The organism is Caballeronia sp. SEWSISQ10-4 2 (genome assembly GCF_030464885.1).
Classification (GTDB): Bacteria; Pseudomonadota; Gammaproteobacteria; order Burkholderiales; family Burkholderiaceae; genus Caballeronia.
On the sequence record NZ_JALPRJ010000026.1, the window covers coordinates 56,297 to 75,053 of the forward strand.

Genomic DNA, 18,757 nt, shown 5'->3' on the forward strand with positions numbered 1-18,757 from the left:
ATCTCAAGACGGTTTGCGAAGGTGATACCGTTCACGATACCGTCAGCCTCTTTCCAACGCGGTCCGACCAAAGCCAGCCGGTGCCACGATCATCAACTCCGGCCATTTCTCCTGCCAGAAACACGTAAAACGCTGCAGCCGCAAGAGCCGAACCGCAGTGCGCGCTCGTTGTGGAGGTGCTGCGCTAGCGCTTCCGACAACTGGACGCCGCTGTCATCTTCGAAACGAACTGGAGAAACCGTTTTACCGGCCGCGCTGGGTGGAGAATACGAGGATCAAGTCACGGACGATGGCGATCCTGACCTCCTGCAGTCATCGGCGTAGAGACGATCAGGGCCCGAGCCTCAGAGCAAATATCTAACAATAGCCCGGCGACAGCGGCCCTTGCTCAAATCTCGATTCCCGGCTATATTACTGGATACATCCGGAGGGCATCGTGGGTACAGCACAAAATCGCGCCATTCAGAACTATCGCACTCGCCTCAGCGAGCGTGGCCTTGCACGCTTTGAAGTGCTGGGCCGCGATGCTGATCGCGACCTCATCCGTTCGTTGGCTCGCCGCTTGGCAGAAGATAGCCCCGAAGCCTCACAACTGCGTGTTGTAGTAAGCCAAACTATCTCTGGTAACCCACCCACAAAGGGCGGAATCTTGGCTGCTCTTCGGCGCTCTCCGTTGGTAGAAACCGATATTGAGCTGGTTCGTTCACGCGATGAAGGACGTCACGTAGATATCTGATGCGCTACCTGCTCGACACCAACATCATCAGCAACGTCACCAAACCAAGCCCATCCGAGTCATTGCTGATGTGGATGGCCCAACAGAACGACGAAGACCTTTTCATCGCCTCCCTTACGGTCGCAGAGATCCGTCGGGGCTTGCTGGAGAAGCCGGCGGGCAAACGGCGTGATCAACTCGATGCCTGGTTTTTCGGGCCTGAAGGTCCTCAATCGCTGTTCGCCGGGCGCGTACTTTCCTTCGACGAAAGCGCCAGTCTTATTTGGGCTCGCCTGATGGCCGATGCAAAGACCGGAGGACAGCCAAGGAGCGCATTCGACACTATCATCGCGGCCGTCGCCGAGGCCAACCATTGCGTTGTAGTGACCGACAATGAAAGAGACTTTCATGGCGTCGAGACGTTCAATCCTATTCGGGCACGTGCTTGATCGGCAGCATTCGATCAACTGACATGATCTTCTACGAAGACGTGTTTGAATTGGAACGAGGGTCGCCAGGAGTCAAATGCGCGGGAGTGCCCGTGTCGTCGCGACAGGTCAGGGTGGGGGCGAATTCGAGAAGCACATTGATGCATCTTTTTCAGCATTGCTCATGGAGAAGTCCTTCACGAGAAACTGCGAGTCTCTGAGACGAAAGCGAAACACGAAACGCCCACTCCGCGCCCCGAATCCAACGAATCGGGCATGGGGCAAGCGGCAACCTAGGCGCCTCCACGCAAGGACGGACGGCCACCAGTAGACAAGACCGATGGCGCACTGATACGCCCATGACAACAGGCAACCGGGAGCCGAAACGCCGATGCCCGCATCAATCGATACCGCCGACCTCTTCCGGCATGTGAGCGCCGACAAGGCAGCGTTCTACCGCTGCATCATGGACGTATTCGCCGCAGCCAAACGGCAGTATCGCCTGCAACTGCGGCCAGACGAAGTCCTCACCGAGGCAGCCTGGTCCGACACGGCACCGCGTCTCGAGGACGTGACCACGGCGCTGACCCAGCTTGCCGCGTGGGGCAATCTCGAATCGCAGCCCGATACCGCACGCGTATCGAGCTTGAGCGACTTCTACCGGGCCCGCTTCCTGTACCGGCTTTCGCAAGGCGGCGAGGCGGTCGAGTCCGCACTGGCTGTCTTCGCGAGGACGCTGAAGCGCCGGGCGGAACTTCAGACCGTTGCGCTCGAGGACATCGCCAACCGCCTGAGAGCTTTGGAAGTGCTCTGCAACCAGGCAGAACCGGATGCGGCCAAGGTCCATGAGAACCTCCGCGATCTGGTACGTGTGTTCGAAGGTCTCACCGACAATGCGCAGGCCTTCATGGCCGGTGTCGCGCGCAGCATCGAACTCCAGCAGGCCGAGGCGCGCGCAATCGCGGCTTATAAAACCCGGCTGATCGATTATCTGGAACGATTCATGAGCGATCTCGTGCGACGCTCCGACACCATCGCACGGTTGATCCTGGCGCTGGGCCCCCGCATCGACTCCATGCTGTGGCTCGTCGCCGAGCGTGAAGCACGAGATGCGGCGCCGGGCGATGCACAACCTGACGCCGGCGACTCGCGCAGCCGCAGTTGGCAGGCGTGGCGGGAACGCTGGAAGGGCTTGTGCGGCTGGTTTCTCAGCAACGGTCACGAACCTCCACAGGCGGAACTGCTGAGGGCACGGGCGCGCTCGGCCATCCCGCAGTTGCTGAACGCGATTGCCGCGCTCAACGAGCGGCGCAGCGGCCGCAGCGACCGTTCGGCGGACTTTCGCACCCTCGCCTATTGGTTCGACGCCTGCGCCGATGACTCCGCCGCACACCGGCTCGCCCGGGCCGCGTTCGCTCTGAATCCGGCGCGGCACTTCTCGCTCAACCCAGCGGCCGATGCCGCCCTGCCAGCGAGCACCCGCTGGGCCGACGCGCCGCCGCTGCAAATCCATCCGCGGCTGCGTGAATACGGCGAAGCGGCGCCGCGCGGCCCCCTGCCGCGCGTCGTCGATCGCACGCGGGCGCGCGCACTGCTTGCCGCGCAGCTCGCGGAGGAATCCCGACAGGTAGACGCCGCGCGCGAACGGCTTGCCACCGGCGCGCCAATCCGCTTGTCCGACCTCGGCGCGCTCGACGTACACGCTTTCGACTTGTTCCTGAACCTGCTCGGCGAAGCGTTGACCGACCAGCACCACCCGGATGCAGCCGTCGAGCGAATGACCGGCGACGGACTGCTCCACATCCACTTGCAGCCGCTTGCAGCCGACAGCCGCGCGGTTATCGAGACGCCCCGCGGCGTCTTCGCGGGCCGCGACCATGTGATCACGATCTCGCTGGTCGAGGAGACAGTCCAATGAAGCAGGCAAGCATGGCAGACCTCGACAGCCAGGACATCGAGCAACAACAGCACCGCTACCAGCGCGAAGAATTTCGAAGCGCCGTGCGCGCCCTTCTGATGAGTCCGCTAATGAGTCCCGGTCACGAGGACTTCTCCGCAGTTCGGCGGCAGGCAGATGTCCTGCGCGAATGGTTCTCGCGCGAAACCGGCTGGGCACTGCAGATCGAACGGGAAGGCGCGCGTCTCTACAAGCGCCCGGCAGACCTCATCGATAGCACACGCGGCCTGCCTGACTACGACCGGCGCCGCTATGTCCTGCTAAGTCTCGCCTGTGCTGTGCTTGAACGCGCCGATGCGCAGATCACCTTGCGCGTACTCGGGGAACGGCTGCTGGCGTTCGCGACCGATCCGGTGCTCGCCCTCGGCAATTTCAGTTTCACGCTGGGCACGCAGCACGAGCGTCGGGACCTTGTCACAGTCTGCCGCACGTTGCTGGAGCTTGGCGTGCTACAGCGCGTCGCCGGCGATGAGGAAGCGTTCATCAATGCAGGCAGCGACCAGGCCGACGCGCTGTATGACGTCCAGCGCCGCGCACTTGCGGGCATGCTCGCGGCAGCGCGCGGCCCATCGACGTGGCAACCCGAAGAAGCACCCGTAACACTGGAGGAACGCCTCCATGCGCTGGTCAACGAATACGTGGCGGACAGCGACGAGGGCCGGCGCACTGCGCTGCGCCACCACCTCGCGCGCCGGCTGCTCGACAACCCGGTCGTCTACACCATGTCGCTCGAGCCCGAGGCGCAAGCCTACTTCGTCAATCAACGCGGGGTGCTCGCCGCACGCCTGTGCGAGGCCACCGGCCTCACTGCAGAACAACGCGCCGAGGGACTCGCTCTCGTCGACGAGTCCGGCACACTCACGGATCTCGCCATGCCTGCAGAAGGGACGGACGCGCACGTCACGCTGCTGGTCGCGGAGTACCTCGCCGCCGACGAGCGCGAGCGCACCACACAACGCAGCAATGCGCCTTTCAAGCGCACACAGGACATTGCCGACTTCTTGCGCGAAGCGCGCGATCGCTATGGACGCTTCTGGCGCAAGTCGGCACGCGAAGCCGGCTCCGAGCGGGAACTCGCCGCCATCGCCATTGAGCGCCTCGACAAATTGCAACTGATCGAACGCCGTGCCGACAGTGTGTGTCCGCTCCCGGCGCTCGCCCGCTTTGCCCTCGGCGAGGCGGACGTGCGCACTACCAGCCCCCGCCGCGGCACTGACGTGCCCGACCCGGACACCTTTACATTGACATGAACGACAGCCTTCCCGATTGGTCCATCCGGCCGACCCGCCCCCGCGCGCTGCCCGTTCCCGCCCGTACCCGCTGGCAGCCCTTGCGGCTGGGCCTTGTGGAGCTATTTCACTACGATAGCGAGGAGTTCTGGTTCCACGACGGCCATTTGCTGCTGCGCGGCAACAACGGTGCAGGAAAATCCAAGGTGCTGTCACTCACGCTCCCCTTCTTGCTCGACGCGCAGCTCAAGTCGTCACGCATCGAACCCGATGGTGACGCGGGCAAGAAAATGGCGTGGAACCTCCTGTTGGGCTCTTACGATCGCCGCATGGGCTATACCTGGATCGAATTCGGCCGTCTAGACGAGCATGGCACGCCGCGCTACCTGATGCTCGGCGCCGGGTTGTCAGCGGCCGCTGGCCGCCCGCAAGTGGACAGCTGGTTCTTCGTGCTCGAAAGCGCCGATGGGCAGCAGCGCATTAATCAGGATATCTGGCTAACCACCCCACAGCGCGTCGTGCTAACGCGCGAACGCCTGCGCGAAGCACTCGTGGACCGTGGCCAGGTGTTCGAGACCGCGGCGAGTTACCGGCGCGCTGTTGACGAACGGCTGTTCCATTTGGGCTCACGGCGCTACGACGCGCTGATGGACACGCTCATCCAGTTGCGCCAGCCGCAGTTGTCAAAGAAGCCCGACGAAGTCGCGCTGTCGAATGCGCTCACCGAGGCGCTCCCACCGCTCGCACAGGAACTGCTCGGCGATGTCGCTGAGGCGCTCGGGCAGTTGGAGGAGGATCGTCGGCAACTCGACGAGTATCACGCGCTATCCAAAGCGATCCAGCACTTCGACGACCGCTACCGCGTCTACGCCGGGACCCAAAGCCGGCGCCAGGCTGCAGTCCTGCGGCATGCGCAGACCGAATTCGACAACGCCAGCCGCGCCCGCAATGAAGCGGCCGCACGAGCATTGGCGGCGCAAGAGTACGAAGTGCGCGCCAAGTCCGCACACGAGGATGCGGAATTCGCGCTCGGTCGCGAGCGCACCCGCCTCGAGATCCTTCTCGCCGATCCAACGATGAAGGACGCGAACCAACTCGCAATGGCCGTGAAGGAAGCCGAAGCCCGCAAGGAATCGCTGCGCCGCGCCACGTCGGTGCTCGCGGAGACCGAGCAACGCGTGCGACGGGCAATCGACGCCACCACAAGCTACACCGACCGCGTACACGAAACACAAAGCACGCTGGCCGACACGCGGCGGCGCGGGACAGCCCAGGCGGAAACGGCTGGCATTGCTACGCTGTTCGCCGCCAATGCGCTCGGCTCGCTCGACAGTGACGCGCTCGCCGCGCTGACGCCGCAGACGTTCGACTCGGCCCAGGCAGACATGCGCGAGACGATCGCACACCGACAGGACGACATCGCGCTGGTTCGGAAGCGCCAGGGAGAGCTCGTGCGCACCGAAGCGCACCACCGTCAACGCCAGCAAACACGAGACGAGCGTCACGAAGCGGCACAGGAGGCTATCGAGAGACGCGAGCAAGCCGATACCAGCGTCGAACGCGAGGGCCAGGCGTTGGTCGACGCGTGGGAGCGCCATTTTGCCGGTCTAGAGCAGCTCCAGGTAGACTCGCGCGTTCCGCTCGCCGACTTGGTCAACTGGGTGGCGGGATTGAGCGGAGAGAACCCGGCGCGTCAGGCACTGCAACGGGCGCAGCAGCAGGCAAGCATGCGCCTTGCGCTTCAGGGTCAAGAGCTCGAAAGCAAAAGGGTGGACCTGGGGACCGAAAAGCAAAGTTTGGAGCAGGAACGGGAACGACTCGAATCTGGCGCCGACGCGCAACCGCCCATCCCGTACACACGCAGCGAAACAGCACGCGCCACCCGGGCGGGCGCACCGCTATGGCAGCTGACGGATTTCCGCGAGACAGTCGGTGAAACACAACGCGCGGGACTAGAAGCCGCGCTCGAAGCGGCCGGTCTGCTCGACGCCTGGATCGCACCTGACGGACTTCTCTACGTGGATAGCGGTGAAGCCATGCCGCTCGACACCCAGCTCCTGCGGCGCCCGGCCCATACTCACTCGCTCGCCGACTGGCTGCAACCCACTGATACACCGAATGATAGCGTCCCTCGCGATGTGGTCGCGGCGCTGCTCGCAGGAATTGCCTGCGGCGAGCACGACCCGGCCAATTCCGAAGCCTGGGTGTGCACGGATGGCCGCTACCGTTTGGCCGCGCTCGCAGGTTCGTTCAGCAAACCGACGGCCGAATACATCGGCTACAGCGCGCGGGCGGCGGCGCGAGCCCGGCGAATCGCGGAGATTGCCGCACGCCTCACTCAGCTCGCCGACGAGTTGGCCGCGCTCCACGCGCTGCTTGACCAGCACGCGCTCGATGAACAACAAGCGGCCGGCGAATGGCTCGGCGCGCCGGGCGATGAGGCCCTGCGCCAGGCGCACCTGAGCGCGACGACCTGCGCTCGCGAATATCTGCTGGCGCGCGACCGGCTGGCGCAGGCCGACGCAGACCTTCGCGCGGCCGAGGCGCTTGTGCAAGACGCCCGCGATGCGCTTAAACGCGACGCCGCCGACCTGCGCCTGCCAGAGCGCGCCGATGCTTTGCCGGATATCGAAACCGCGCTCAATCGGTTCACCGAGACTCAGTACCGGTTGGTGCAAGTGACCGGCGAGCTGCGTCTGGCAATGACCGAACTGGAACGGCAGCGGGAACGCGAGAGCGAGATGCGGCGGGATCAGTGCGAGCACGCGACCCAGTTGGCCGACTCCCGAGTCGAGGCCGAGCAAGCGATAGTACGGCTGGAAGTGCTGCAAGAGTCCGTCGGCAGCAAGGTCGACGCATTGCAGCAACGCGTGCGCGCCGTGCAGCAGGCCGTCCACGATGGCGATGCGTTGCTGAAGGCTGCTGCTCAGGAATGGCGCAAGAGCGGCGAAGCGCGGGCCATCGCCCAGGAACAGGCCGAGACCCGCGAGCGCCAGTTACTGCAGAGTACCGACGTGCGCGCGCAGGCGGTTGCCCGCTTCCAGCAGTTCGCTGCAACCGGCCTCCTCGCGGCAGCGCTGCCCAACGTCGAGTTGCCGGACATGACGAACGCGTGGACGATCGAGCCGGCGCTCACACTCGCACGCCGCGTGGACCAGGCGCTCGGCGCAATCGACTATGACGACAAGGCTTGGGAACGCGTGCAGCGGCGGATAGGGGAGGAATTCGTGGAGCTGCAACGCGCGCTCAGTGCGCTCGGCCATCAGGCGACCGCGGATCCGAGTGACTGGGGCTTCATCATCCAGGTTGTCTACCAGAACCGCTCCGAGCGCCCCGCCACGCTCGCGGCGCGTTTGAGCGAGGAGATCGCGCATCGCGAAGAACTGCTCACGGCGAACGAGCGCACGGTGCTCGAGAATCACCTGCAAGCCGAAATTGCCGCCGAGGTTCAGCGGCTTTTGCAGACCTCCGAGAAACAGGTCGACGCGATCAACGCGGAATTGCACAAACGCCCGACCACCACCGGCGTACGCTACCGGCTGATGTGGCTACCTCTGTCGGAGGAAGAAGGGGCGCCGGTCGGCCTCGAAGCGGCGCGCAAACGCCTGCTCAACACGAGCACGGAGCTGTGGTCAACCGAGGATCGGCGAATCGTGGGAGCAATGCTGCAGCAACGCATCGCCGCCGAGCGCGAGCGCGCCGATTCGGGCGTACGCAAAGACGACGGTGGCAGTCTGCTCGACCAGCTAGCACGCGCGCTGGATTACCGTCGGTGGCACCGCTTTCGGGTCGAGCGCTGGCAGGATGGCCAGTGGCGCAAGCTCTCCGGTCCCGCGTCGAGCGGCGAGCGGGCGCTGGGCCTGACCGTGCCGTTGTTTGCCGCGGTCGCGAGCTTCTACAGCCACAGCAACTCTGCGCTGGCGCCGCGCCTGATGCTGCTCGACGAAGCGTTCGCCGGTATCGATGACACCGCCCGGGCACACTGCATGGGCCTCATCCGCGAATTCGATCTCGACTTCGTCATCACGAGCGAGCGCGAGTGGGCTTGCTACTCGACCCTGCCGGGAGTCGCGATCTGCCAGTTGCAACGGCGCGAGGGCATCGATGCCGTGTTCGTCTCGCGCTGGACCTGGGATGGCCGGGCCAAAGCGCCCGACGCCGACCCGGACCGCCGGTTTCCGACACCATGAGTGCGCCGGTGGACGCCCGGCTGGAGCGGCTGCTTGGGGGCATCGAACTCGCGGCGCTGCGCGAGCGGCTGCGCCGTTTTCTTGGTAGCCGAAACGCGGATGGGCGAGCCGCCACGCTCCGCGTCGTAGGGCTGTCTCCGCATGAGTACGACGTGTTGGCGTCGTTGATGGGCAAAAAGCCGCGCTTTTCGAACTCGATGCTCGTCGACATCGATCTCATCGACGCCGCGCTGCATCGGGCCGGCCTCGCCGCCTCGTTGCGGGACGCGCTCGAACACCTTGACGGTCCGATCGTCCATGCACCGGCCGTTCGCGCCGAAGCCCGGGCGCGTTGGGCAGATGTCGCTGCCGGTGCACGGCATGGGGATCTTGCCGGCTTGTTGCACACGCCGCTTGGACTAGGCCTCTTAAAACGGCTTGCACGACAGGACCCGACCGTAGGGGTCCGGCTGCGGGAGCGCGCCGAAGCCGTGCTGATGCGTCTCCCTGCCTCCGGCCTGTCGCGCGCGCAACTGGCGGCGCAGACGCTCGGCGACGCGCACGCGCTCGATGTGGGCGAGGCTACCGCGTCACTCGTCCTCGCCGCATGGCGACAGCATGAAGAGCGCAGCATGCGTGCCGATACCGAAGATGCCTTCGATACCCCAAGCAATGAGCGCATCCGCGATGTCTGGGCGCGCGCCGGCGTGCTGATCAACGAGTTGGCGCGACCGGCCCTGTTCCTGAATCTGCCGATGGCTGACGGCGCACACCCGCTCTCGCCCGCAGGCGAGCCCGGTTACGCCTCCTTGCGCATGCTGCTGCGCTCTCCACCGCGTTGCGCGGTGCGCGGCCGCGAAGTCTATGTCTGCGAAAATCCCAACTTCGTTGCAATTGCTGCAGACCAGCTCGGGCGCCATTGCGCGCCTCTGATCTGCACGGACGGTATGCCGGCGGCCGCGCAGCGCGCCCTGCTCGGCCAGCTCGTTCAAGCGGGAGGGCAACTGCTGTACCACGGTGATTTCGATTGGGCGGGAGTGCAGATCGCGAACCACGTAATGCGGGCATATGGTGCTCGACCGTGGCGATTCAGTTCTGCCGACTATAAGACCGCGGTTGAGGAACATGCACGCTCGGAACATCGGCTGGAGGGCCCGGTCGTCGAGGCGCTTTGGGATGCAGCGCTCGCGCCGGCGATGCAGGAGCATGGGCTGGCGTTTGCGGAAGAAGGGTTGAGCGACGAGTTGGTGAGAGATCTGAAGCGGTAGGGGTTCGGGATAGGCAGCTTGTAGAAGCGGCGGCGCGCAAGGCGCGATGGCAAAAGAAAGAAGTATGGACCGCTCATTACCGGTCACAGCCGCAAAGCTGCGTGAAGATCCTCGTGCTCTCTCCAGCACCTGCACCGAGGCGAAACCGAACGCCTCCTCGACCCTCGGGCGCACCACCATGTTCCGCGCTGGATGCACCGTACCGCGCATGACCGGCGTTGTCTCGATCTGCACACGCGCACGACCGCGGCTGGCCACCAACCGCGTGACGCCAGCGCCCTCACCTGCCGATAACTGCACCTGTAATTGCAGGGGCCGGGCACGCAACATATCGGCCAGTCGCACAAGCGCTTCTGCGATCAGCTTCGCATCCTCGGCATAGTCATGCACCGGCAACCAGGCCAGATCAATGTCCACCGACAACCGTGGCAAGTCGTGCTCGAACAGGTTGATAGCCGTGCCACCCTTGAGCGCGAACCTCGGCTCCTGTGCCAGCACCGGTAGGATCTCGACCAACAGCCGAACCCGGTCGGTGTAGCGGCGATCCCAGTGATCAAGCCAGGTGTTCATCGAGGTCTCCCGGCAAGGTGATCTTATAAGCCGGATGCAGACGACCGCCAGGCACCAGCGCGCGCTTTCCCCGCCCCAGATCGACGCCATCCATCGGCACGTGTGACAGCCACGCGTGCCGATGGCGATCGGCCAGCGCCAGGAACAGCCGCTTGGCCTTGATGCTGCGGCAGTGGCGCAGCATCAGGCCAACCCGCTGCGGCCGCAGCGTCGTCATGGCCTGCATCAGCGCATCCACTTCGTAGACCTGCGCCGCATCTGATACGCCATCGCACAATTCCAGCATGGCTCGCTCCGGCGTTGAACAAATCAGGGCATCGGCACCGGGAGCAGCCTGGTGCCATGCCAACCCCTGATCCGACAGCTCCGCCTCGGATACCTCTACCGTGAACGACACGGGTGGCAGATCGAATGGCCCCTTGCCCAGATACTCGACGCGCTGCGCCAATGGGAGCTTGCAGAGCCAACCCGGAGGCCGTCCCGGCCCATACAGCGTGACCGTCCCCACATCGCCCAGGCGCAGGTAGTGTTCGTGCCCCTGCAGGCCGAGCGCGAAACGGCCTCCAACGCGCAGCGGCATCCCTTCATCGACCTGCAGGCTGCGAATCACGCCCTCCCACTGCAGGCGGCCTCCCTTGCGCATATAGACGCCGCGCGCAGGCGACACCAGCCACCCGCTGCTCACGTAGCGCGCGACGAGGCTGTTGGAATAGTCGTGAACCCGCAGCCATCGACTCGACACCAGACGCGTATCGCCCAGTTCGGCCAGTAGAAGGTTCAATTTTCCTGTATTTTGATCACCCATAGTGATCAAAATACTCTTCTTATAAACCCCTGCCAAGCCCCGCGAGTTCGATAGAGGGGAAAAACAATCACTCATAGTGATCGTTTTTGGACGACTACAAACCAATTCATGACTAGCAGTCGCCGACGCAAGGGAAATCATCGCTCCATCCCCCTTGTCATCGGCGATCTGAAAGTCGTCAAGAACTGACGGTGTGAAACTCACAGCGTGGAACCAACCTTTCTTGGTTCATTTTCTTCGGGTCTGATTTATTCACGGCCTGATTCTTCTTTGGTTTTTCTTCGCTCCTCTCCGTTGTAGCCCTCACAGTTGTTCACATTCTGAGCGGATTAGCCGCTGAGGGCAGCCGCGGTGCAGAACCAGTTTGGCATTTGATCCCGCCATCGCGCTCTCGCCCCATCACGGTGAATTTCGAACCGTCCGTTTTAGGTGAATTTGACGCCGCCGCTGACACCCCTTACACCGTCGCACTCAGTACCGGTACGACCACGTTCTCCGGCATCAGCTTCGGCACGTAGGTCTGGCCACCGCCCCAGGCATCGACCAGGTTGGCCCACTCTTGCAGCATGTGGCGCCGCTGCTCGGCGTACTCGGCCTTGTTGTAGACCGAACGCGAGGAACGTCCGTCCTCGTGCGCCAGGCACTTCTCGATCCAGTCGCGGTTGAAGCCGATTTCGTTCAACAGCGTCGAGCCGGTGCGGCGCAGGTCATGGACGGTGAACGGTTGTAGCGGCAGCCCTTTGGTTTTTGCAGCCGCCGCCACAAGTTGCGTGACACGATTCAAGGTTGCATTGGACATGAATCGCTCCGCATCGTAACGAGAAGGGAAAACGAACCTTGAGCCCGCCGCACAGGCGTGCAGCGTGACGAAGATGTCGAGCGCCTGGCGCGACAGATAGACCACATGCGGATTGCGTCCCTTCATCCGCTGCTTCGGGATCGTCCAGGTCGCGCTCTCGAAATCGACCTCATCCCAGGTGGCCTGGACCAGTTCGCTCTTGCGCACCAGCGTCAGCAGAATCAGGCGCAGCGCCAGCTTGATGGTCGGATAGGTCGCCACTAAGTCCATCTGTTGCACCATCAGCCGGATTTCCAGCGGCGACAAGGCGCGATCCTTCGGCACGAAGGTGGCGATCGAGGCCACTCCCACGCTGTTAGCGGGGTTGTCCACCTTTTCACCGTGGGCGATGGCGAAGACATAGACCTGCTTCACGATGTCCCGAATCTGCACCGCAGTGGCCGGCGCCCCGCGTTCCTTGACCTTGTTGCACAAGGCCCGTAAGTCTTCGGCCTGGATTTCGGTCAGCAGGCGATTCTGGAAAACCGGCAGGATGTCCCGGTCAATGATGTGCTTGCGCATGGCGCGGGTGCTGTCAGCCAACCTTGCATTGGCCAGCCATGTCTCCATCGCCGTGCCGAAGGTCTTGATGGCGACCACACGGCGTTTCTCGCGTTGCTTTTTAAGCGCGGGCGATATGCCCTTGAGAACGGTTTTCCGCGCGTCCAGGAGCAGTTCGCGCGCCATCGCCAGCGAAATACCGTCAGGGCCATAACGCCCGAGGGTCAGCGTTTCCCGGCGTCCGTTGAAACGGTAGTCGTAGAGGAAAGTGACGGTACCGCTGGGCGATACCGTCACGTACATCCCGTCCCAGTCAGAAGCCTTATAAATCTTGGACTTAGGCTTCAGATTGCGCAGTGCAGCGTCGGCAAGCATCGAGGTTTTCCTCCTGTTTTTTGACGGCTTTTACCGTCAGGGATCAGGAGACCTGCTGATGCCCGGAAAGCCGCATAAAACAAGCTTTCCCGAGAAGACTTTTACCGTCAAAGACGGTAAAAGTCTGAATAGTGAACAGGAGGGTCTTAATTCGGCCTCGATTCTTACCGTCAGTTCTACCGTCAACCTGTTTTGCTGGCCGACGATAGCTACCGATAGATACCGTAACGTATTTACTTCTAAATCAACACGTTATGGCAGTTTTCCGATAGCTGGCGATAGCCTCGAAGGACGTTAATTCACTCCCACTCGATCGTAGCCGGCGGTTTCCCCGAAATATCATAAACAACGCGATTAATCCCGCGAACCTCGTTAATGATCCGGTTCGAAACATGCCCTAACAACTCATGCGGCAGATGTGCCCACTGCGCGGTCATGAAATCCAGCGTCTGCACGGCCCGCAGAGCCACCACATACTCATAAGTCCGTCCATCGCCCATCACGCCCACGCTTTTCACCGGCAGGAACACCGCAAAAGCCTGACTCGTGAGTTCATACCAGGACTTGCCCGATTCCTTATCGAAGGTATTCCTCAACGTTTCGATAAAAATCGCATCCGCATGACGCAGCAGATCCGCAAACTCGCGCTTGACCTCGCCCAGAATCCGCACACCTAACCCCGGCCCCGGGAACGGATGCCGATAAACCATCGCCGGCGGCAATCCGAGCTTCACGCCCAATTCCCGCACTTCGTCCTTGAACAATTCGCGCAACGGCTCAAGCAACTTAAGGTTCAGCGTCTCGGGCAAACCGCCCACGTTGTGATGACTCTTGATCGTATGGCCCTTCTTGCCCTTGCCCGCCGACTCGATCACATCCGGATAAATCGTCCCTTGCGCGAGCCACTTCGCGTCTTTCAGCTTATTGGCTTCCGTCTGGAACACTTCAACAAACTCGGCGCCAATAATCTTCCGCTTCGCCTCCGGATCCGTCACACCGGCAAGCTTCGACAAAAACACTTCGCTCGCATCGACGTGAATCACCTTCACGCCAAGGTGATCGGCGAACGTGGTCATGACCTGTTCAGCTTCGTTCAATCGCAGCAAACCGTGATCGACGAACACGCACGTCAATTGCGCCCCGATCGCGCGATGCAAAAGCGCCGCCGCCACCGACGAATCCACACCACCCGACAAGCCGAGAATCACGTGCTCATCGCCGACTTGTGCGCGGATCTTTTCCACGGCTTCATCGACGTAATGCCCCATCTCCCAATCCGGCCGCGCACCGCACAACTCGAGCACGAAGCGGTCGAGCATCGCCCGTCCCTGCACCGTGTGCGTGACTTCCGGATGCCATTGAAGGCCGTAGAAATGGCGCTCGTCGTCGGCCATTGCGGCGACCGGGCAAGCCGGCGTCGATGCCATCAGCTTGAATCCGACCGGCATGTCCGACACCTTGTCGCCGTGGCTCATCCACACTTTCAGCATGCCGTGACCTTCGGCAGTCTGGAAGTCTTCAATGCCGTTCAGGAAGCTCGTGTGGTTATGCGCCCGCACTTCGGCATAGCCGAATTCACGGACATTGCCGAGTACGACCTTGCCGCCGAGTTGTTCGGCCATCGTCTGCATGCCGTAGCAAATACCGAGCACCGGCACGCCGAGATCGAAGACGGTTTGCGGCGCACGCGGCGAACCGCCTTCGGTAACCGAGTTCGGACCGCCCGACAAAATGATGCCCTTCGGCGCAAAATCGCGGATGAACGCTTCGTCGACGTCGTACGGATGGATCTCCGAATACACATGTGATTCGCGGATGCGTCGTGCGATCAACTGGGTGACTTGGGAGCCGAAATCGAGAATCAGGATCTTGTCGTGCATGGCAGCGGCCAGAAGGCGAGTGAACGGAAACGGTTGGCAAAAGCGAAAGCGCAAGCAGCAGGAGCAGTGTCCCGCGCATTGCGTCGCGCAGAAAGTTTAACGGCCGGCACTTGTTGCCGACCGCAGCAAGACAGATTCATCGATACAACGAAACCCGAAGCTCCGTTCCTCGATCGGTGTTCGAACGACGCACTCGCCCGAGCGTTCAGTGCGGATCGCGGCGAACCGGGTCGATGAGCTGGCCCGTGATTGGATCAACAGTACGACCTGTAACCGGGTCGATCGCTCGACCGGTTTCAGGATCGATCTTGTGACCGCTGACGGGATCGAACGCCCGGCCGGTGGCGGGATCGAGCGAACGGCCCGTCGCCGGGTCGATGGCATGTCCGGTAGCAGGATCAAACGCAGTAGCCGATGGCGCGGGCGCTTCGGAACGTGGAATAGCCTCGCCCACGACCGGCTCGGCCATCTCACTATCCCAGCGGGGATTCGCCGGCGCAACGGGATCGGACGACAAAGGCCTCGGCGGCGGAGTCACACGCTCCACACGCTCTTCGGCCTTGGTCTTCGCCGCACGCTTCTCGGCGCGCTCAGCGGCAGCAGCCCCGGCCAGCGCGGCGCGCTCGCGCCGCCGCACAGCACCGGACAAGCGCACGCTTCCGAGCCCGAGCACCAGCATGACCACACCGACCAATGCCGCAATTACCTGCCCGAAACCCGTCAACTCGGGCGTGTGCAGCCCGAGCAGCCAGACCATCATCACGATTGCCGACAACCACTCCACATGTCCCGACACCTTGGCGGCCGTCGCGGTCAACGCGCCATCGATAGCAGCATGAACCGCAAGCCACGCGATACCAATGAGCGCCACCCCGAACAACTGCCCTACAAACGGCGGCTGCACGGTCACGAGATGCATCGATGCCCATAGAGCTGTCCATGGCGTGAGCAGAAACAGCACGCCGAAGGCCAGGAAGATCAGTGCATTGATGACAAGGACAGCGCGCAGCAGCGGTTTCATGGTCAGTCCACGTGGTAGTTGGGCGCTTCCTTCGTGATCTGCACGTCGTGCACGTGCGACTCGCGCATGCCGGCGCCCGTGATCTGGACGAATTCGGCCTTGTCGTGCATTTCAGCGATATTGCGGCAGCCGCAATAACCCATGCTTGCCCGGACGCCGCCGACCACCTGGAACAGAATGGCGTTGACCGAGCCTTTATAAGCGACCTGCCCTTCGATGCCTTCGGGCACGAGCTTGTCGATATTCGCCGAGTTGTCCTGGAAATACCGGTCCGCCGCGCCGTCCTTCATCGCGCCGACCGAACCCATGCCTCGATACGCCTTGAACTGACGGCCCTGGAACAGGAAAACGTCGCCGGGAGATTCTTCCGTGCCGGCAAGCATGCTGCCCATCATCACGGCGTCGGCACCTGCGGCGAGCGCCTTGCTGACATCGCCGGAAAAACGCACGCCGCCGTCCGAGATCACCGGCACGCCGGAGCCGCGCAATGCGTCAGACACGTTCGCCACCGCCGTGATTTGCGGTACGCCGACGCCCGCCACGATCCGCGTCGTGCAGATCGAACCCGGGCCAATACCCACTTTCACGCCGTCCGCGCCGTATTCCACGAGCGCCTTGGCAGCTGCAGCCGTGGCGATATTCCCGCCGATCACTTCAATATGCGGATAGTTCTGCTTCACCCAGCGCACGCGTTCGAGCACGCCCTGGCTATGCCCGTGCGCCGTATCCACGACGATCACGTCAACACCCGCCGCCGACAACAGCTCGACACGCTCTTCGTTTTCCGGACCAACGCCGACTGCCGCGCCAGCGCGCAGCTTGCCGTGTTCGTCCTTGCAGGCATCCGGGTGTTCGGTTTGCTTCGTGATGTCCTTGACGGTCATCAGGCCGCGCAATTCGAACGCGTCGTTGACCACCAGCACGCGTTCCAGCCGATGGCTGTGCATCAGCGCCTTGGCTTCCGCGAGCGGCGTGCCTTCCTTGACGGTCACGAGACGTTCACGCGGCGTCATGATCTTGCGCACTTCGTCGTCGAGACGCTCTTCGAAGCGCAGATCCCGGTTCGTCACGATACCGATCAGTTGCGGCCCTTCCACCACCGGAAAGCCGGAAATGCCGTGCTGTTTCGTGAGAGCAATCACGTCGCGCACTTTCATTTGCGGCGGAACGGTGATCGGATCGCGCACCACGCCTGATTCGAAGCGCTTTACTTTCGCGACTTCGCGGGCCTGTTCGGCTGCGGTAAGGTTCTTGTGGATGATGCCGACGCCGCCGAGCTGGGCCATCGCGATAGCGAGCCGGCCTTCGGTGACTGTGTCCATGGCGGCGGACAGCAGGGGCATATTCAGGGAGATCTTGCGGGTAACCTGGGTTTTCAGGCTGGTGTCGCGCGGGAGAACGTTGGAAAACGCGGGCACGAGGAGCACGTCATCGAATGTGAGTGCTTTCTGGATCAGACGCATGGCAAATCCTATGGGCGCAAAACCGAATTATACCGATAGTTCCCCGGATTTTCACTGCCCGAACAGCAGCTTAGCTGGCGTCTCTCGTTTTCCGGCGCAATTTACGGGCCCCGGCCGGGCGGGCGATTTACATCGCCGTTTCGGTTTTTCGCTCGATTTACGTTCGATATAAGTTCGGTTTTGCGGATGCCAGGACGCCGCGGCAATGCCCCTTATCGCGCTTCTTTACGCGTCCACCGCCGCCCTTCAATGGATCCGCCGCGCCGCGTCTTCTCCACCCGCCTCTGCCGCGCAACTTTCGGATCGACCTTCAAGGGCCGATAAATCTCCACCCGGTCGCGATCGGCGAGCACCTCATCCAGCGGCCGGATCTTCCCGAAAATGCCCACTTTCTGCACATCAAGATCGATCTCGGGAAACCGCGCGAGCAATCCGCTCGCCTCTATAGCCTCCCGCACAGTCACGCCCTCGCCCAGCGAAAGCGCGCAAATCGCGCTGTTTCCCTCCGGCAACGCGTAGCAAACCTCAATAGAAAGTGTCATCACTTCCCATACCGCTGATCGGCGCGCTTCACGAACGAATCCACGAACGTGTGCGCAATGTGACTGAAAACAGGCCCGATGATCTTCTCGAGAATGATGTTCGAAAACTCGTAATGCAACGCGAACTCGATCTTGCAGGCATCGGCCCGCAGCGGCGTGAACCGCCAGTACCCGGTGAACTTCTTGAAAGGACCGTCCATGAACTCCATATCGATTGTGGTCGGCCGCGTGTGCACATTGCGCGTCGTGAAATGCTGCTTGATGCCCTTGAAATTGATGTGGATCTTCGCTTCCATGCTGTGTTCGTCGTGCTGGCCTACCTCAACGCCTCCACACCACGGCAAGAAATTCGGGTAATCGGCGACATCGGTAACGAGGTCGAACATCTGCTCTGCAGAGTGGCGGATCAATACAGTTTTCTGGACATCTGCCATAAAGGGCGCAACGCGTGGCAAGAGTGGGAAGCTTTGCGGGCTTTACCGAGCCCGCGCTGCTAAAATCAGGATTTTAAACGAGTTAGGCACTTTTCATTCATGAGCATCATCGACAACAGAAAAGCCTTCTTCGATTACTTCATCGAAGATCGCTACGAGGCGGGGCTCGTGCTGGAAGGGTGGGAAGTCAAGGCTCTCCGGGCCGGCCGCGGCCAGATCAAGGAAGGCTACGTCATCATCCGCGACGGCGAATTGTTCCTGATCGGTGCGCACATCAGCCCGTTGCCTGAAGCATCGACCCACATCCATCCGGATCCGGTCCGCACGCGCAAACTGCTGCTGCATAGCGAAGAGATTTCGAAGCTTATCGGCAAGGTCGAGCAGAAAGGCCACACGCTCGTGCCGCTGAACTTCCACTACAAAGGCGGTCGCGTGAAGTGCGAGATCGGCCTGGCGAAGGGCAAGAAGCTGCACGACAAACGCGAAACCGAGAAAAAGCGCGACTGGGAACGCGAAAAAGCGCAAATCATGCGTGGCGCCAAACATTGAGCGCCACCAGCAT

At 62.3% G+C, this 18,757-nt stretch carries 14 protein-coding genes and 1 pseudogene; 7 read left to right on the top strand and 8 right to left on the bottom strand.

Annotated elements, in window-relative coordinates:
* Window positions 1-436: 436 nt before the first annotated feature.
* The 6 genes from M0D69_RS19045 to M0D69_RS19070 all read left to right on the top strand — a co-directional run bounded on the left by M0D69_RS19045 (window position 437) and on the right by M0D69_RS19070 (window position 9,766).
* Complete coding sequence (locus M0D69_RS19045) at window positions 437-736, top strand: hypothetical protein (protein WP_301783501.1); 300 nt, start codon at window positions 437-439, stop codon at window positions 734-736.
* Window positions 736-1,164 carry a type II toxin-antitoxin system VapC family toxin gene (locus M0D69_RS19050; RefSeq protein WP_301783502.1) on the top strand — a complete coding sequence of 143 codons (429 nt, stop codon included), beginning with the start codon at window positions 736-738 and terminating at the stop codon, window positions 1,162-1,164. The genes M0D69_RS19045 and M0D69_RS19050 overlap by 1 nt, the downstream gene beginning before the upstream one ends.
* A 370-nt stretch (window positions 1,165-1,534) precedes the next feature.
* Window positions 1,535-3,061 carry a TIGR02677 family protein gene (locus M0D69_RS19055; RefSeq protein ID WP_301783503.1) on the top strand — a complete coding sequence of 509 codons (1,527 nt, stop codon included), beginning with the start codon at window positions 1,535-1,537 and terminating at the stop codon, window positions 3,059-3,061.
* A complete protein-coding gene (locus M0D69_RS19060) occupies window positions 3,058-4,350 on the top strand; it encodes a TIGR02678 family protein (protein ID WP_301783504.1) in 1,293 nt (430 codons plus the stop codon). Before M0D69_RS19055 ends, M0D69_RS19060 begins: the two co-directional genes overlap by 4 nt.
* Window positions 4,347-8,519: a TIGR02680 family protein gene (locus tag M0D69_RS19065; protein WP_301783505.1), complete on the top strand. Its 4,173-nt coding sequence runs from the start codon at window positions 4,347-4,349 to the stop codon at window positions 8,517-8,519. The genes M0D69_RS19060 and M0D69_RS19065 overlap by 4 nt, the downstream gene beginning before the upstream one ends.
* Entirely contained in the window at window positions 8,516-9,766 is a 1,251-nt protein-coding gene (locus tag M0D69_RS19070; RefSeq protein WP_301783506.1) for a TIGR02679 family protein, read from the top strand. The genes M0D69_RS19065 and M0D69_RS19070 overlap by 4 nt, the downstream gene beginning before the upstream one ends.
* A 120-nt stretch (window positions 9,767-9,886) precedes the next feature.
* Here the strand turns inward: M0D69_RS19070 and M0D69_RS19075 are convergent.
* From M0D69_RS19075 to M0D69_RS19110, 8 genes and pseudogenes are all read right to left on the bottom strand, one after another.
* Window positions 9,887-10,336: pseudogene (locus M0D69_RS19075) on the bottom strand (nucleotidyl transferase AbiEii/AbiGii toxin family protein); the annotation flags it as partial.
* Window positions 10,320-11,141, bottom strand: a complete 822-nt coding sequence (locus M0D69_RS19080) for a type IV toxin-antitoxin system AbiEi family antitoxin domain-containing protein (RefSeq protein WP_301783507.1) — start codon at window positions 11,139-11,141, stop codon at window positions 10,320-10,322. The pseudogene M0D69_RS19075 and the gene M0D69_RS19080, both read right to left, overlap by 17 nt.
* Window positions 11,142-11,598: 457 nt before the next feature.
* Window positions 11,599-12,855 (bottom strand): tyrosine-type recombinase/integrase, encoded by a 1,257-nt coding sequence (locus M0D69_RS19085; protein ID WP_301783508.1) that lies wholly within the window; start codon window positions 12,853-12,855, stop codon window positions 11,599-11,601.
* 299 nt (window positions 12,856-13,154) lie between these two features.
* Window positions 13,155-14,735, bottom strand: coding sequence for a glutamine-hydrolyzing GMP synthase (gene guaA, locus M0D69_RS19090; RefSeq protein ID WP_301783509.1), 1,581 nt, complete (start codon window positions 14,733-14,735; stop codon window positions 13,155-13,157).
* Between the two features lie 205 nt (window positions 14,736-14,940).
* Window positions 14,941-15,756 (bottom strand): hypothetical protein, encoded by an 816-nt coding sequence (locus M0D69_RS19095; RefSeq protein WP_301783510.1) that lies wholly within the window; start codon window positions 15,754-15,756, stop codon window positions 14,941-14,943.
* A gap of 2 nt (window positions 15,757-15,758) precedes the next feature.
* Window positions 15,759-17,219, bottom strand: a complete 1,461-nt coding sequence (guaB, locus tag M0D69_RS19100) for an IMP dehydrogenase (protein ID WP_301783511.1) — start codon at window positions 17,217-17,219, stop codon at window positions 15,759-15,761.
* Between the two features lie 212 nt (window positions 17,220-17,431).
* Complete coding sequence (locus M0D69_RS19105) at window positions 17,432-17,761, bottom strand: RnfH family protein (RefSeq protein ID WP_301783512.1); 330 nt, start codon at window positions 17,759-17,761, stop codon at window positions 17,432-17,434.
* On the bottom strand, window positions 17,761-18,195 hold the full coding sequence (locus M0D69_RS19110) for a type II toxin-antitoxin system RatA family toxin (RefSeq protein ID WP_301783513.1): 435 nt from the start codon (window positions 18,193-18,195) through the stop codon (window positions 17,761-17,763). The genes M0D69_RS19105 and M0D69_RS19110 overlap by 1 nt, the downstream gene beginning before the upstream one ends.
* A gap of 99 nt (window positions 18,196-18,294) precedes the next feature.
* On the opposite strand from M0D69_RS19110, the gene smpB reads away from it, so the two are divergent.
* Window positions 18,295-18,744 carry an SsrA-binding protein SmpB gene (gene smpB / locus M0D69_RS19115; protein WP_047896703.1) on the top strand — a complete coding sequence of 150 codons (450 nt, stop codon included), beginning with the start codon at window positions 18,295-18,297 and terminating at the stop codon, window positions 18,742-18,744.
* The last annotated feature ends 13 nt before the right edge of the window (window positions 18,745-18,757 follow it).